Annotated in this window: 12 protein-coding genes; 6 read left to right on the top strand and 6 right to left on the bottom strand. The window is 45.2% G+C overall.

The window, feature by feature from the left end:
• Positions 1-61 precede the first annotated feature (61 nt).
• The 6 genes from vmeI to pspA all read right to left on the bottom strand — a co-directional run bounded on the left by vmeI (position 62) and on the right by pspA (position 6,763).
• Positions 62-3,172, bottom strand: a complete 3,111-nt coding sequence (vmeI, locus tag B7360_RS07025) for an efflux RND transporter permease subunit VmeI (RefSeq protein WP_085343091.1) — start codon at positions 3,170-3,172, stop codon at positions 62-64.
• The gene (locus B7360_RS07020; RefSeq protein ID WP_085343089.1) at positions 3,169-4,266 is read right to left on the bottom strand and encodes an efflux RND transporter periplasmic adaptor subunit; all 1,098 of its coding nucleotides are present in this window, start codon (positions 4,264-4,266) and stop codon (positions 3,169-3,171) included. Before B7360_RS07020 ends, vmeI begins: the two co-directional genes overlap by 4 nt.
• Before the next feature lies 1 nt (position 4,267).
• Positions 4,268-5,299, bottom strand: a complete 1,032-nt coding sequence (locus B7360_RS07015; protein WP_047008606.1) for an efflux RND transporter periplasmic adaptor subunit — start codon at positions 5,297-5,299, stop codon at positions 4,268-4,270.
• A 162-nt stretch (positions 5,300-5,461) separates the two neighbouring features.
• The gene (gene pspC, locus B7360_RS07010) at positions 5,462-5,851 is read right to left on the bottom strand and encodes an envelope stress response membrane protein PspC (RefSeq protein WP_012841944.1); all 390 of its coding nucleotides are present in this window, start codon (positions 5,849-5,851) and stop codon (positions 5,462-5,464) included.
• Positions 5,844-6,077 carry an envelope stress response membrane protein PspB gene (gene pspB / locus B7360_RS07005; RefSeq protein ID WP_046874790.1) on the bottom strand — a complete coding sequence of 78 codons (234 nt, stop codon included), beginning with the start codon at positions 6,075-6,077 and terminating at the stop codon, positions 5,844-5,846. Before pspB ends, pspC begins: the two co-directional genes overlap by 8 nt.
• 14 nt (positions 6,078-6,091) lie before the next feature.
• The gene (gene pspA / locus B7360_RS07000; RefSeq protein WP_085343087.1) at positions 6,092-6,763 is read right to left on the bottom strand and encodes a phage shock protein PspA; all 672 of its coding nucleotides are present in this window, start codon (positions 6,761-6,763) and stop codon (positions 6,092-6,094) included.
• A gap of 232 nt (positions 6,764-6,995) precedes the next feature.
• Between pspA and pspF the strand changes: the two genes are divergently transcribed.
• The 6 genes from pspF (at position 6,996) to B7360_RS06970 (ending at position 13,450) form a co-directional block, all read left to right on the top strand.
• Complete coding sequence (gene pspF / locus B7360_RS06995; protein ID WP_085343085.1) at positions 6,996-8,006, top strand: phage shock protein operon transcriptional activator; 1,011 nt, start codon at positions 6,996-6,998, stop codon at positions 8,004-8,006.
• Positions 8,007-8,211: 205 nt separating this feature from the next.
• A complete protein-coding gene (gene sapA, locus B7360_RS06990) occupies positions 8,212-9,831 on the top strand; it encodes an ABC transporter substrate-binding protein SapA (protein WP_005393298.1) in 1,620 nt (539 codons plus the stop codon).
• Entirely contained in the window at positions 9,831-10,793 is a 963-nt protein-coding gene (locus tag B7360_RS06985; RefSeq protein ID WP_085343083.1) for an ABC transporter permease subunit, read from the top strand. Before sapA ends, B7360_RS06985 begins: the two co-directional genes overlap by 1 nt.
• The gene (locus tag B7360_RS06980) at positions 10,780-11,667 is read left to right on the top strand and encodes an ABC transporter permease subunit (protein WP_085343081.1); all 888 of its coding nucleotides are present in this window, start codon (positions 10,780-10,782) and stop codon (positions 11,665-11,667) included. Before B7360_RS06985 ends, B7360_RS06980 begins: the two co-directional genes overlap by 14 nt.
• Positions 11,667-12,662 (top strand): oligopeptide/dipeptide ABC transporter ATP-binding protein, encoded by a 996-nt coding sequence (locus B7360_RS06975; protein ID WP_005378126.1) that lies wholly within the window; start codon positions 11,667-11,669, stop codon positions 12,660-12,662. The genes B7360_RS06980 and B7360_RS06975 overlap by 1 nt, the downstream gene beginning before the upstream one ends.
• Positions 12,659-13,450, top strand: coding sequence for an ATP-binding cassette domain-containing protein (locus tag B7360_RS06970; protein ID WP_005393308.1), 792 nt, complete (start codon positions 12,659-12,661; stop codon positions 13,448-13,450). Before B7360_RS06975 ends, B7360_RS06970 begins: the two co-directional genes overlap by 4 nt.
• The last annotated feature ends 31 nt before the right edge of the window (positions 13,451-13,481 follow it).

Here is a 13,481-nt window from a genome sequence, read left to right as displayed (position 1 = left end):
AAAAAGCGCCTCTAACTGATGAGCTAGAGGCGCGATACTTTTCATCGTTATATCAGTAGCACTAAGCCTGTTTCGGTACTGCCACTTTATGGAATAAACGATACAACACTGGCACGACAATCAGTGTCAGGACTGTCGCAAAGCCCAAACCAAACATAATCGTAACCGCCATTGGTTTGAAGAAAATATCTGGTAATAGTGGGATCATACCAAGGATCGTCGTGATTGCAGCCATACACACAGGACGAACACGGCTTACCGCAGCATCAACGACCGCATCATAAGCCTCTTTACCCGATTTCATTTCTATTTCAATTTGGTCCAGTAATACGATGCCATTTTTGAGCACCATTCCCGATAAGCTTAAGAAGCCGAGCAATGCCATAAAACCAAACGGCGTGTTGAGTGCCAACAAACCGGTGGTGACACCAATTAACGCCAGCGGCACGGTAAGCCAAACAATGAGTGGCTCTTTGATAGAGTTAAATAGGAATACAGTGATCAAGAACATGAACAAGTACCCCATTGGCATGGTAGTAAACAGCGACTCTTGAGCATCACCTGAAGATTCGTACTCACCACCCCACTCTAGTGAATAGCCAGGAGGCATTTGAATCGCTTCGATTTGGGGCTGTAAACGTTTTTGCAACGTCGATGCGGTTTCTTCACCTAGAATATCAGGGTCTGCCATCACAGTGAGCATACGCTTACGGTTCTTACGTACGATGATAGGATCCTCCCAACGCATATCGTAACCCATTGTGACTTGTTGAAGTGGGATAAACTCACTCTGTGCTGGACTCCATATTTTCATGCCTTCAATGTTACGAATATCAATACGTTCATCTTCAGGTAAGCGAGCCACGATAGGCATGAGCGTCGTGCCGTCTCGGTAAAGGCCTATCGTCATTCCAGAGAATGACATGGACAAGAAGTCATCGACATCTGATTTTGTAATGCCATAGCGACGTGCCTGACTCTCGTTAAACTGAGGTTCAAGAACTTGGGTTCGTTCACGCCAATCATGCCTGATATTTGTTGCCTGAGGATCGGCGTACATGATGTCCTTGACCTGAGCGGCTATCGTACGAAGGACGGTTGGATCAGAGCCGATAATGCGCGCTTCAATTTTTGCACCACCACCTGGACCTAACTCAATCTGTTTGAGCTTGTAATTGATTTCTGGGTAATTGGCTTTTAAATACTCTCGAAACTTCGCCATTAATGGTTTTAACGCTTCGTAATTTTCCATACGAGTGGTTATCTCACCATAAGCCGCATAACTTTTCTCTGGCGCGTACGTTAGCATAAAGCGCTGTAAGCCTTTACCTGCAGTCGTCGTGATATGGTCGACATGCTCTTGCTTAGCTAACCAACTTTCTAGCTCTTTAAGCGTTGTGTTGGTGGCGCGAATATCAGTTCCTTCCGGCATCCATACATCTAACTGAAAAATAGGCGTTGTCGACGATGGGAAAAACGCTTGCTTCACAAAAGTAAATCCATAAACACTTGCCGCTAATCCCGCGATCAGCACCACAACGGTAAACCAAGCACGGCGCATACAGAACTGGAGAAACTTTTTATAAATAACGAAAATAACCCCGTTATATGGATCATTTTCTTCCCCTTCACCTTGTTTAGTCTTCTGGCCTTTAAAGAAGATGTCAGCAAAGAATGGTGTCAACGAGATAGCGGTAAACCAACTCAACATCAATGAGATCAGAAGAACCGTAAACAAAGTGCCACAGTATTCACCCGTCGAGTCTTCAGACAGTCCAATGGGCGCAAATGCAGTTACCGCAATCACAGTTGCCCCAAGTAATGGCCACTTGGTTTGGGTAACAATGTCAGTCGCTGCTTGGAGTCGAGTTCGTCCTTTTTGAGTACCAATCAAAATCCCTTCAACCACGACGATTGCATTGTCCACCAGCATACCTAACGCGATAACCAAGGCACCTAATGAAATCCGCTGCAAATCTATCGCGAGATACTTCATGAAAATGAACGTACCCAACACCGTCAGCAGTAAAATTAAACCGATAAGCAGACCTGAACGTAGCCCCATAAAGAACAGAAGTACGATAATGACGATACCGACGGCTTGAGCCAAGCTGACAACAAAACCGCTAACCGATTTATCCACCTCTTTAGGCTGACTGTAAATTTCGGAAATTTCGATACCGACAGGTTGTTGGTACTTTAGCTCGGCAAGGCGATGATCAAACGCTTTTCCGACTTCAACGACATTGACGCCTTCAGCAAAAGAAACCCCCACGTTTAGTGCGAGGCTGCCGTTGAAATTAATAATATTACTCGGTACTTCTACATACCCACGTTTTATTTCCGCCACATCTTTCAAGAAGATGAGCCCCTGAGCTCCCGACTCAGTAATCAACAAATCGCCTAGCTCATCCACACTCTGGAATTCGCCAGTCGGCTGAATTCTGATGTACTCGTCACCAATTCTGATCGCCCCTGCGTCAGAAACCACGTTTTGCGTCGAGAGAAGATTAAAGACCGTATCGGGAGAAAGTCCTATACTGCTCAGCTTTTTCATCGATACTTCGATGAAAACTTGCTCTTGCTGCTGCCCGGATACCGAAACTTTGCTCACTCCATCAACCAGTTCGAGCTCTCGGCGTAAGTAATCGACGTAATCCAGTAGCTCTTTGTAGCTATAACCGTCGCCAGTCACCGCTAACAAAATCCCGTAAACATCACCAAAATCATCGATCACTTGAGGTTCATTCACACCCGGAGGCAACGTCCCTTTAAGGTCATTCACTTTACGGCGTAACTCATCCCAAATTTGTGGTAGATCATCAGGGCCATAATTGTTCTTCATCGTGACCGTGATTTGCGATAATCCTCGGCTAGAAATCGAATTCACTTCATCAACATAAGTAAGCTGCTGAATCGCTTTTTCGATCGGATAAGTCACTTCTTCTTCGACTTGTTGCGGCGTCGCACCAGGATAAGAGGTCACCACCATGGCATCTTTGATGGTAAAAGCAGGGTCTTCAAGACGCCCTAACCCAAAGAATGCAGCGATACCACCAATCAAAAAGATCAGTGCGACCATCCAACTGATGACACGATTTCGGATGAAGTACGCAGCAATACCGGTCACATCATCATCACTTTGAGGCACTGATTTATTAAGATCGCTCATAGACCGGCCTCCTGCGTAGCCATTTCCTGTATCACTTCCACTTTCATGCCATCCCTTAACCGAGAAACACCGGCAATCACAACTTTGTCTTTCAGCATGAGACCATCAAGGATTTGAATGGACGTTTTAGATGCCTTACCTGCTCGAACCTGTCTGCGCGATACCGTATTGTCATCATTCAGTACCCAAACAAATTTGTTTTCCCGCCCCAGCTCGTCACCGTCCGCATTGAAAATGGCTTCAATAGGAACATTAATTCCTAAATTGAGATCCAAGCCAACGTTCTTATCTTTGGAGGTCACCTCAACTGCCATCCCATCTAGGATGTATTCTTCTTCCGGCATAGGAAGCGATAATGTGACGGTAAACGTGCCTGTGGTTGGGTCTGGCTCAGTCGTAAATTCTTTCACGGTCGCGTTGTACTCGTTACCACTAGGGACGCGCACCAATGCTTTTATCGCGGTAAGTCTTTCTTCCGTTGGCGGTTGGTTCACATAGAGCCGGTCTGGAAGTTGAATCAGCACCTCTACTCGCTCCAAACTATGAATATTGACGATATGCTGTCCGACTTGGACATTTTCGAATTGCTCGATATTAACTCGAGAAATGATCCCATCCACAGGCGCCTTTAAGGCAGTAAATGATAAACGGAGTTTCGCTAACTTAAGCTCAGCCAGAGCGATTTGTCGTTGTGCTGCAATTTCATCAAACTGAGACTTAGCTAATAGGCCTTTATCAACCAAAGGACGTGAACGGCGATACTGACTGTCAACAACAGAAAAACGCGCACTCGCATTATCTACATCCAACTCATAGTCCGTAGGGTCCAACGTTGCGATAACATCACCCTTCGTGACTTTATCACCCTCTTTTACCATGATGCGGCTGACTTCTCCTGTCACTCGGAAACTCAAATGAGAGCGATCCGCTGCATTCGCAACCGCAGGGAAATATAAGTTGTCATCCACCTTATTTCCCGCTAATGAGGTAACTCTTACACGCGGTGTCTCAAGAGCTTTTTCTGGTGCCTTATCGCCACAACCAACAAGAAGAAACGTTGAAAATAATGCCGCTAGAGAGATGATTCCTTTCATATTACAACCCTCTTTCCTTAATCCAGGCTCTTACCTTAATTCCGGGTTCAATTACACTAACACCAGAGATAATGATTTGATCGCCATCGTTAAGCCCAGCTAACACTTGGTTTTTGTCATTCATCTCAATAGCGGCTTTGGACACAATGCCTTGCTCATCAACACGCCAAACGTATGTTTTGCCGTTCTCTTCTAGCAGCGCGGAATTAGGAATTTTTGTTGCACCAGCATTTTTAGATAGGAGGTAAGCATTACCAGACATGCCCGGTAAAAGGCCTATTTCTGCTGGTCGCTCCATAACCATAGTGACTTTGTAACTACCGGTTTTAGGATCGGCTTCTGTATCGATTTCTTGAAAGGTCAAGTCAAATGACTGCTCGGGGAAAGCGTCAAAGACCATTCTGGCAGAGACATCGCTACCCTGGGTGTAACGATTTAGCAGATAGTCAGGGACTTGGAATATCACCTTAAGCAGTTGGTTGGATTGAATATTCATCACGCCTTCTTTTGCGGCGACATACTCATGGTTTTCTGCTGGAATATACGAAATCGTACCATCATATGGCGCGACAAGTTTGGTATACCTTAAATTTGCCTTTGCTTGATTCCACTGAGCTTTGGCTGAATTGTGATTCGCTTTTGCCTCATCAAAATCTTGTTCGGACACCACTTGGTCTTTACGTAACTTTTGGTATCGCTTGTACTGCACGTCTGCGAGCGCGAAATTTGCCCGAGCTTGCTGTTCAAGCAGAGAATATTCATCAGGGTTTAATGAAGCCAATACATCGCCTTTGCTGACGACTTGACCTTCATTCACCTCAATCGTTTGAAGAAGTCCAGGAACTCGAAACGTCAGTACCGCTTTATCACCAGCTTCCGTCGTGGCAGGAAAGTGTCGTTCAAATTGGGCATTGCCAACAGATACTGTAAATAGCTTCGCGGGGCGGGATTCAGGTTCTGGAACAGGGGGAAGTTCTTTACCACACCCCGACAACACAGCCGAGATGGCGACAGGAATGAGCAATCTTCTCATTACATTCATCCATAAAAAATTAAGGGATTATTTTTAAAGTAGATGAATTCTGGGCGAACTTCCAGAGTTGAAAAGATTAATAGTGCTTTAAAATTAGTAATTTGTGACAAAAAAGCAGGCTTTGCGCCTGCTTCGTTTAAATCTTCTTTGGATGCGGAGTGTTTAGAGCTTGCTGAACTCCCGATTCACCCTATATGTATCAGACGTAACATACGCTTCCATGTTACGGATTTTGCCATCAAGACGGTCAAAATCGCGTTCCAACACACTGAGCAATTGGTCCGGACTTTGTCCTTTCTGCCAAGGCTTACTTTTAAGTGTGTGTTCTTGTTGCGCTCGGATATTTTCAGAATACGTCACTGGTTGCTTTTCTAACATAAACGCCATCGCGACGTATGCTAACAACACCAAAAACGTACCGCCCAACAGCGCTGCAGAAATCACTACAATACGAATCAACCAAACCTCTGCACCAAAGTAGTTGGCGATTCCGGCGCAAACACCGGAGATTTTGCCATTTACTGGGTCACGATACAGCTCTCGATTAGTCATACTTGCGTCTCCATGTTGGTGACTCAGCATCCAAGATGCGCTCCAATGTATCAACTCGGGACTGCATCGCTTCCGCTTTTTCAGATAGTACCTGAAGGCGCTCCAGATCCTGGCTTGACAGAGCACTATCCGTTTTGCGTTTACTGCGATAGTGTAAGAAGAGCCATAGAGGAGCGACAAAGATCAGAAAGACAATTGCTGGTCCTGCAAATAAAAATGTCGACATAAATGGCTCCTTTATTATTTATCTTTCGATGACATCTGTTCTTTCAGTTTTGCCAACTCTTTTTCGATTTCGTCTTGAGCTTGAAGCTCTGCAAACTCTTGCTCTAGCGATTTTGCATTACCAGTTTGTGCGTACAAATCTGCTTCCGCTTCCATTTCATCCACTTTACGCGAGTACTGCTCAAACTTTGCCATCGCTTCATTAGTACGGCTAGTGTGCAGGTGTTTTTGCACATCACGACGGTTAGAGGCGGTTTGGTTACGAATTGCTAGTGCTTGCTGTTTTGCACGCGTTTCTGCAATTTTGCTTTCTAACTTACCGATCTCGCCTGTAAGCTTGTCGATCGTTTCTTCTACTAACGTCTGCTCAGTGTGAAGGCCTTTAATCACTTGCTCAAGCTTTTGCTTTTCAATTAATGCTGCACGAGCCAAATCTTCACGCTGTTTTACCAACGCTAGGCTCGCTTTTTGGCCCCATTCGCCAATTTGCTCTTCTAACGTTTCAACTTTACGAGCCAACTCTTTTTTGTCTGCAATCGCTTTAGCCGAGTTAGTACGCACTTCAACAAGTGTGTCTTCCATTTCTTGAATGATAAGACGGATCATTTTTTCAGGATCTTCCGCCTTGTCCAGCAATGCACTGATGTTTGAGTTAACGATATCTGCAAATCGAGAAAAAATACCCATAACGGAACTCCTCTTTTTTCCTATTAAAACTCGACAAGGTGGTGATTGACCTTGCGTCTCCCTGAATACATTACAAGTAGCATGCCAACTTAAAATTACATTTAAAATCAGCAGTTTATGCATTTTTTTGTCGTTATGCACTATTATGCTATGATGTTTTTCACCAACTGTTGGTGAAATTCACCAACTCCATATGTAAATCATGGCTCGGCTGTTAAATAAGAAGGACTTTATGAAGCAAAACCTGATTGGTGAATCACCTGCTTTTCTCGCCGTACTAGATAAAGTATCACAACTTGCGCCTATTGAGCGTCCAGTCCTCATTATCGGTGAACGAGGAACGGGTAAAGAACTCATCGCTCAGCGTTTGCATTATTTATCAAGACGTTGGGATAAGCCACTACTATCACTCAACTGTGCGACCTTAAGCGAAGGACTAATAGATTCAGAGCTATTTGGTCATGAATCCGGTTCTTTTACAGGTTCTAAGGGCAAGCATAAAGGACGTTTCGAACGCGCCGAAGGCGGCACTTTGTTTCTTGACGAACTGGCCACCGCACCACTTTTAGTTCAAGAAAAGCTGTTGCGTGTCATCGAATATGGTGAATATGAACGAGTTGGCGGTCATACCGCTCTCAATGCGGATGTTCGACTTGTTTGTGCAACCAATGCGGACTTACCAAAATTGGCGGAACAAGGCGATTTCCGTGCCGACTTACTCGATCGTTTAGCGTTTGATGTCATCATGCTGCCTCCTCTTCGTGAACGAAAAGAAGACATCCTCTCTTTAGCAGAGCACTACGCGATGAAGATGTGTCGTGAACTTCAACTGGAATATTTTGTCGGTTTTACCTCAAAAGCACAGCATTCGCTTCTTGAATATGAATGGCCAGGTAATGTCCGTGAACTAAAAAACGTGATTGAACGTGCTATTTACCAACATGGTCTCAGTGCCGATCCAATTGATGAACTGATTTTCAATCCTTTTGAAACAGTTTGGAATAACACGCTTGGTCATAATGCCGAGCAAGCCGAACTGCAGCAAGAAGAGGAAGCACCAAGCAGCGCAGTTCAATTCCCTCTAGACTATAAACAGTGGCAAGAAGAGCAAGACATCCACTTACTCAATCGCGCATTAGAAGAGGCCAAGTTTAATCAACGACAAGCAGCCGAGTTACTTGGTTTGAGCTACCACCAATTACGAGGGATGGTTAGAAAATATGGTTTAGTCGGGCAAAGCTAGCTTGGTCGAAGGTGCTTGATCGGTTAGCGAGCGAGTGACAGCGCTCTAATTTGTATGTCTTTCAAGCATAACACCTTACAGCGTATGGATTTTATGTTTGGAGCGAGTTCACAAAGGTGATAAATTAGCGAGATCATTTTCGCTTGTTAGCTCTGAAAGAGTAAGATCAAATGAAACAAGCAAGATCCAATGAACATTTCATATTATGAATGCTTTTATAAGATTATCGCTGAGCCTTATTGGGATTAGCCTACTGACCGCTTGTGGTGATGAAATTGACCACAATGACATTCGCAAAGCTGGCTTTGTGTTTTGCGGACAAGGTAAGCCAACCACGTTTAACCCTCAGCTTATTGATAGCGGTATTACCGCAGAGGCACTGAGCCCGCAGTTGTACGATACGCTGCTCACGCTCGATCCTAAATCACATCAGCCAGTAGCAAATATCGCTGAGAGTTGGTCTGTGAATGAGTCAGGAACGGAATACACATTTAAGCTTAAACGTAATGTTCAATTCCAAACCACGTCCTGGTTCACTCCCACTCGCCCATTGAATGCAAAGGATGTGGTATTTAGCTTCAAGCGAATCATTGATGTAGACCATCCTTTTCACCAAGTAGGTGGTGGTTTTTATCCATGGTTTGCAGGGTTAGATTTTCAAAACCTGCTGCAAGACGTGACTGCGATTGACGAGCATACGGTAAGGTTTACCTTATCTCAGCCAAATTTTTCCTTCTTGGCAAATATTGCCACCAGCCATGCTGTCATATTGTCTGCGGAGTACGGACAGCAACTGGCAGCAAAAGATCATAAAGAAGAAATCGACCAACTTCCTATCGGTACCGGCCCATATCAACTAAAAGAGTACCAAGTGAACGACTTGATTCGATTAGAGCGTCATTCTAATTACTGGAAGTCACCAGCAAAAATGGAACAAGTGGTGTTCGATATCTCTCATCGAGGCACTGGTACCTTGGCGAAACTTTTAAGAAACGAGTGCGATGTGCTCTCTTCGCCTATTTCGAGCCAAATACCCGTTATTCAAGAAAATGACAACCTTGAGCTAACTGCTACGCCAGCCAACAACGTTTCCTTTATTGCGATCAACACTGAAACCACCGCACTTAGTGATGCTCGCGTCCGCCAAGCACTTAACTTAGCGATTAACCGTCAGAACATTTTAGATTCGGTTTACTACGGAACTGGCTCGCAAGCTTATACATTGCTACCGCCTAATTCATGGGCCTATCAAAAGGACAGCGTAAAAATTCGTTATGACCGTAACTATGCATTAGCACTACTCCGTGATGCTGGCTATGAAGACGGTCTAGAGCTGACCATGTGGGTACCACTTGAACCACGCGCCTTTAACCCAAGTCCTCGCAAGACCGCGGAGCTAATCCAAGCGAATTTTGCCGATATTGGGGTTGAGTTAACGTTGCTAACCGATGATAGATTCGAACGTGTGGATTTAGAGAACATCAACGACATCGATTTACTTTTAACTGGTTGGATTGGTGATACCGGGGACCCTGACAACTTTTTCCGCCCGTTATTATCTTGTGAGTCTGATCGCGTTGGCCTCAACGTATCGATGTGGTGTAACGATGATTTCGATTTCTTGCTCGATTTGGCATTGGAAACCCAAGAACCGCGTTACCGTCTGAACCTATATCGCCAAGCGCAGAACATTTTAAATCAAGAATTCCCGGTAATTCCTCTGGCACATGGTGTGCAATTCCGTGTTCACGACAAATCACTGACAGGCTTCAAATCAAGCCCTTTCAATGCCCAACCGTTTGATAGAGTTGAGAGAATTCACTGATGTTTTGGTATACCGTTCGACGCTTTAACCTATTTTTCATCACTTTGATGATCCTCACGTTAGTGGGCTTTTCTCTGCTGCGCCTTGACCCTCTCTCGCACTGGGCAAACGTTGATTTTTGGTCTGGTTGGCAAACTTACTTAATCAACCTTTCTCAGCTTGATTTTGGCATAAGTAAAAACGACAACGCGATTTATGATGAGCTCGCCGTCGTATTCCCTGCCACTTTGGAACTGTGCTTTTTTGCCTTTTTGGTGTCCCTTTTGATCGGCATTCCACTTGGAACCGTGGCTGGGATGAAGCAAGGTAAATGGCTCGACACCAGCATTTCATTCATGTCGATGTCTGGTTATTCCGCCCCAATTTTTTGGGTGGCTTTGTTACTTATCATGGTTTTTTCATTGGAATACCAACTCTTTCCCGTGGCAGGACGATATGACCTGCTTTACGAAATTGATCATGTAACCGGATTTGCCATTATCGACGCATTCATGGCGAAAGGTGAATACCGCGCTCACGCACTGCAAAGCGTCATTGAGCATATGGTGCTGCCATGTTTAGTGCTCGCTTTGGCTCCAACCACGCAGGTTGTCGGACTAATGCGTTCTTCGGTGGCGGAAGTGATGAGCCAAAACTACATTCGTGCAGCGAGAATCAAAGGTCTCTCTAACCGCGAGATCGTTACTCAACATGTGCTGCGTAATGCGATACCGCCTATCATCCCCAAAGTTGGTGTTCAGCTTTCCAGTATGATTACCTTGGCTATCATCACTGAATCTATTTTTAACTGGCCAGGTATTGGTCGTTGGTTGTTAGATGCATTGGCAAACCAAGATTATGCATCAATCCAAGCTGGCGTGATGGTACTTGCGACTTTGGTTCTCACCGCTAATATTCTCTCTGATTTGATTGGCGCGATGATTAACCCTCTAGTTCGAAAGGAATGGTATGCTAACAAATAACGTTTATCAGGAAGAGCGCATTCCAACTCAGTTTGAGCGATTTTGGCGAAGTTACCGCGCCAACGGGCTAGCCATGTTTGGCCTATGGTGCTTGGTATTTATCGTCCTAATTACCATTTTTGCGCCACTGCTTGCGCCGTTTGATGCCCAAGTACAGTCAGGCGAATTGCTTGTGCCGCCATCATGGGCCCCAGCAGGAACGGTTGATTACTTTTTGGGAACCGATGACTTAGGCCGAGACATTTTGTCACGCTTGATCATGGGCTCTCAACTTACATTTGGTGCAGCCGTTGCCATCACTGCGATTGCCGCGGTCGTAGGTTGTTTGATTGGCGTATTAGCAGGCATGACGAAAGGCTTACTGTCGAGTACTCTCAATCACTTGCTCGATACTGTCATGTCGATTCCCTCGTTGTTATTAGCGATCATTTTTGTGGCATTTCTAGGTTTTGGTGGGTTCAACATTTTACTCGCGATCTGCTTAGCATTGATTCCGCGTTTTATTCGTTCTGTTTATATCGCAGTCCACACCGAAGTTGAAAAAGACTACATCATGGCAGCACGTCTTGATGGCGCGAACGATTTCTACTTGTTGTGGAGTTCAATTCTTCCCAACATATTGACGGTTATTGCTGCTGAAATCACGCTCGCGCTCTCTGCTGCGATTTTAGATATTACTGCGCTGGGTTTTCTTGGCTTAGGCGCACAAGCACCAAGTACTGAGTGGGGAGCGATATTAGGTGACTCTGTCGAGTTGATTTATATTGCACCTTGGACCGTAACCCTACCCGGCCTAACCATCATGTTTACCGTTATTACCCTAAACTTAGTAGGTGAAGGTGTACGTCAAGCGCTTAATGCGGGGATCGAATAATGCCGTTGTTAGATATTCGACATTTGACTATTGAGATTGAAACCCCTCAAGGGTTGGTCAAAGCCGTGGACCGAATGAGCCTAACTTTGAATGAAGGCGAAATTCGTGGTCTTGTAGGTGAGTCTGGTTCAGGGAAAAGCTTGGTTGCAAAAGCGATTGTTGGGGTAAGTAAAGATAACTGGCGCATTACCGCAGACCGTATGCGCCTTGGCAATATTGACTTGCTTCAGCTTACGCCAAAAGAGCGTCGGCGCGTCATTGCTCGTGATATTGCGATGATTTTCCAAGAGCCTTCAACTTGTCTTGACCCTTCAGAAGAAGTGGGACGTCAATTGATCGAGTCCATTCCATCTCGTGCGTTTGAAGGGAAATGGTGGGAGCGATTTAAATGGCGTAAAAAACAGGCCATCGCGCTTTTGCACAAAGTGGGGATTAAAGACCATAAACGCTTAATGGGTAGCTATCCTTATGAACTGACCGATGGTGAGTGTCAAAAAGTCATGATTGCCATGGCGATAGCGACCAAACCAAAGTTGCTGATCGCAGATGAACCAACCAACGACTTAGACCCGATTACCCAATCGCAAATATTGCGTTTATTGAGCCGTATGAACCAGCTCAATAACACGACCATTCTGCTTATCGGTCACGACTTAGCGACCATCACACAATGGGCGGGCCGCATTACGGTAATGTATTGTGGTCAGTCGGTAGAGTCTGCCGATACCAGTAAAATCATTGCGGCACCCAAGCACCCGTATACAGATGCCTTGCTTAAAGCGATGCCAGACTTTAATGATTGGGTACCACACAAGCAAAAACTCCAATCCCTACCGGGCTCGATTCCGCCATTGCAGCATCTGCCCATCGGTTGTCGACTCGGTCCACGTTGTCCGTATGCGCAGAAACAATGTGTTGAAATTCCACACACCAGACGAATTAAGAATCATAAATTTAACTGCCACTTTCCATTGAACACGGAGAAAAAGTCATGAGTGCGTTACTTGAAGTCGATAATTTATCGAAGCAGTTTGTTACGCGCTCCCGACTATTCAAACGTCAGGTTAATGAGGCTGTCAAACCGGTGAGCTTTACGTTAGAGCCGGGGCAGACTATCGGTTTTATTGGCCAAAACGGTTCAGGAAAATCCACTCTTGCCCGCATGCTTGCAGGCGTTGTAGAGCCAAGCTCTGGAGAAATCCGTGTAAATGGCGAACGATTGGAGCACAAAGATTACGCGACACGCTGTAAGCTCATTCGCATGATTTTCCAAGATCCAAACACATCGCTCAACCCGCGTATCCAGATTGGCCGTATTTTGGAAGGTCCGTTAAAGCGAAATACCAACATGCCGCCAGATGCACGCATGCAGCGTGTGAAGAACACCCTACTCCGCGTCGGATTGTTGCCTGAACACGCCTATTTTTATCCACAAATGCTAGCAGCAGGTCAAAAACAGCGTGTGTGTTTAGCTCGTGCGCTTATTCTTCAACCTTCCATCATTGTCGCTGACGAGGCGTTAAACGGTTTGGATATGGCAATGCGCTCACAGATCATTAACTTATTCCTCGAGTTGCAAGAAGAGATGGGATTGTCATTTGTGTATGTATCTCAACACATTGGCATTGTTAAGCACATTACTGACAAAGTGATGGTGATGCATGAAGGTGAAGTGGTCGAGTTTGGCGAAACCAACCAGGTATTGACTCATCCCGAACATCCTATTACTCAACGCCTAGTCGAAAGCCACTTCTATAAGGCGCCAAGCCACCAAACAAAATAGCCTATTAAAGATGTCATCGTTCAAATGTAAA

Origin of the sequence: Vibrio sp. ArtGut-C1 (assembly GCF_002105475.1) — a bacterium.
GTDB lineage: Bacteria > Pseudomonadota > Gammaproteobacteria > Enterobacterales > Vibrionaceae > Vibrio > Vibrio diabolicus.
The sequence above is the reverse complement of the archived record's forward strand: the minus strand, read 5'-3'. Positions and strand labels throughout refer to the sequence as shown.

What these genes read in the sequence shown, in the direction of transcription:
- vmeI (WP_085343091.1), bottom strand. Translation starts at nt 3,172, where the DNA reads ATGAGCGATCTTAATAAATCAGTGCCTCAAAGTGATGATGATGTGACC.
- B7360_RS07020 (WP_085343089.1), bottom strand. Translation starts at nt 4,266, where the DNA reads ATGAAAGGAATCATCTCTCTAGCGGCATTATTTTCAACGTTTCTTCTT.
- B7360_RS07015 (WP_047008606.1), bottom strand. Translation starts at nt 5,299, where the DNA reads ATGAGAAGATTGCTCATTCCTGTCGCCATCTCGGCTGTGTTGTCGGGG.
- pspC (WP_012841944.1), bottom strand. Translation starts at nt 5,851, where the DNA reads ATGACTAATCGAGAGCTGTATCGTGACCCAGTAAATGGCAAAATCTCC.
- pspB (WP_046874790.1), bottom strand. Translation starts at nt 6,077, where the DNA reads ATGTCGACATTTTTATTTGCAGGACCAGCAATTGTCTTTCTGATCTTT.
- pspA (WP_085343087.1), bottom strand. Translation starts at nt 6,763, where the DNA reads ATGGGTATTTTTTCTCGATTTGCAGATATCGTTAACTCAAACATCAGT.
- pspF (WP_085343085.1), top strand. Translation starts at nt 6,996, where the DNA reads ATGAAGCAAAACCTGATTGGTGAATCACCTGCTTTTCTCGCCGTACTA.
- sapA (WP_005393298.1), top strand. Translation starts at nt 8,212, where the DNA reads ATGAATGCTTTTATAAGATTATCGCTGAGCCTTATTGGGATTAGCCTA.
- B7360_RS06985 (WP_085343083.1), top strand. Translation starts at nt 9,831, where the DNA reads ATGTTTTGGTATACCGTTCGACGCTTTAACCTATTTTTCATCACTTTG.
- B7360_RS06980 (WP_085343081.1), top strand. Translation starts at nt 10,780, where the DNA reads ATGCTAACAAATAACGTTTATCAGGAAGAGCGCATTCCAACTCAGTTT.
- B7360_RS06975 (WP_005378126.1), top strand. Translation starts at nt 11,667, where the DNA reads ATGCCGTTGTTAGATATTCGACATTTGACTATTGAGATTGAAACCCCT.
- B7360_RS06970 (WP_005393308.1), top strand. Translation starts at nt 12,659, where the DNA reads ATGAGTGCGTTACTTGAAGTCGATAATTTATCGAAGCAGTTTGTTACG.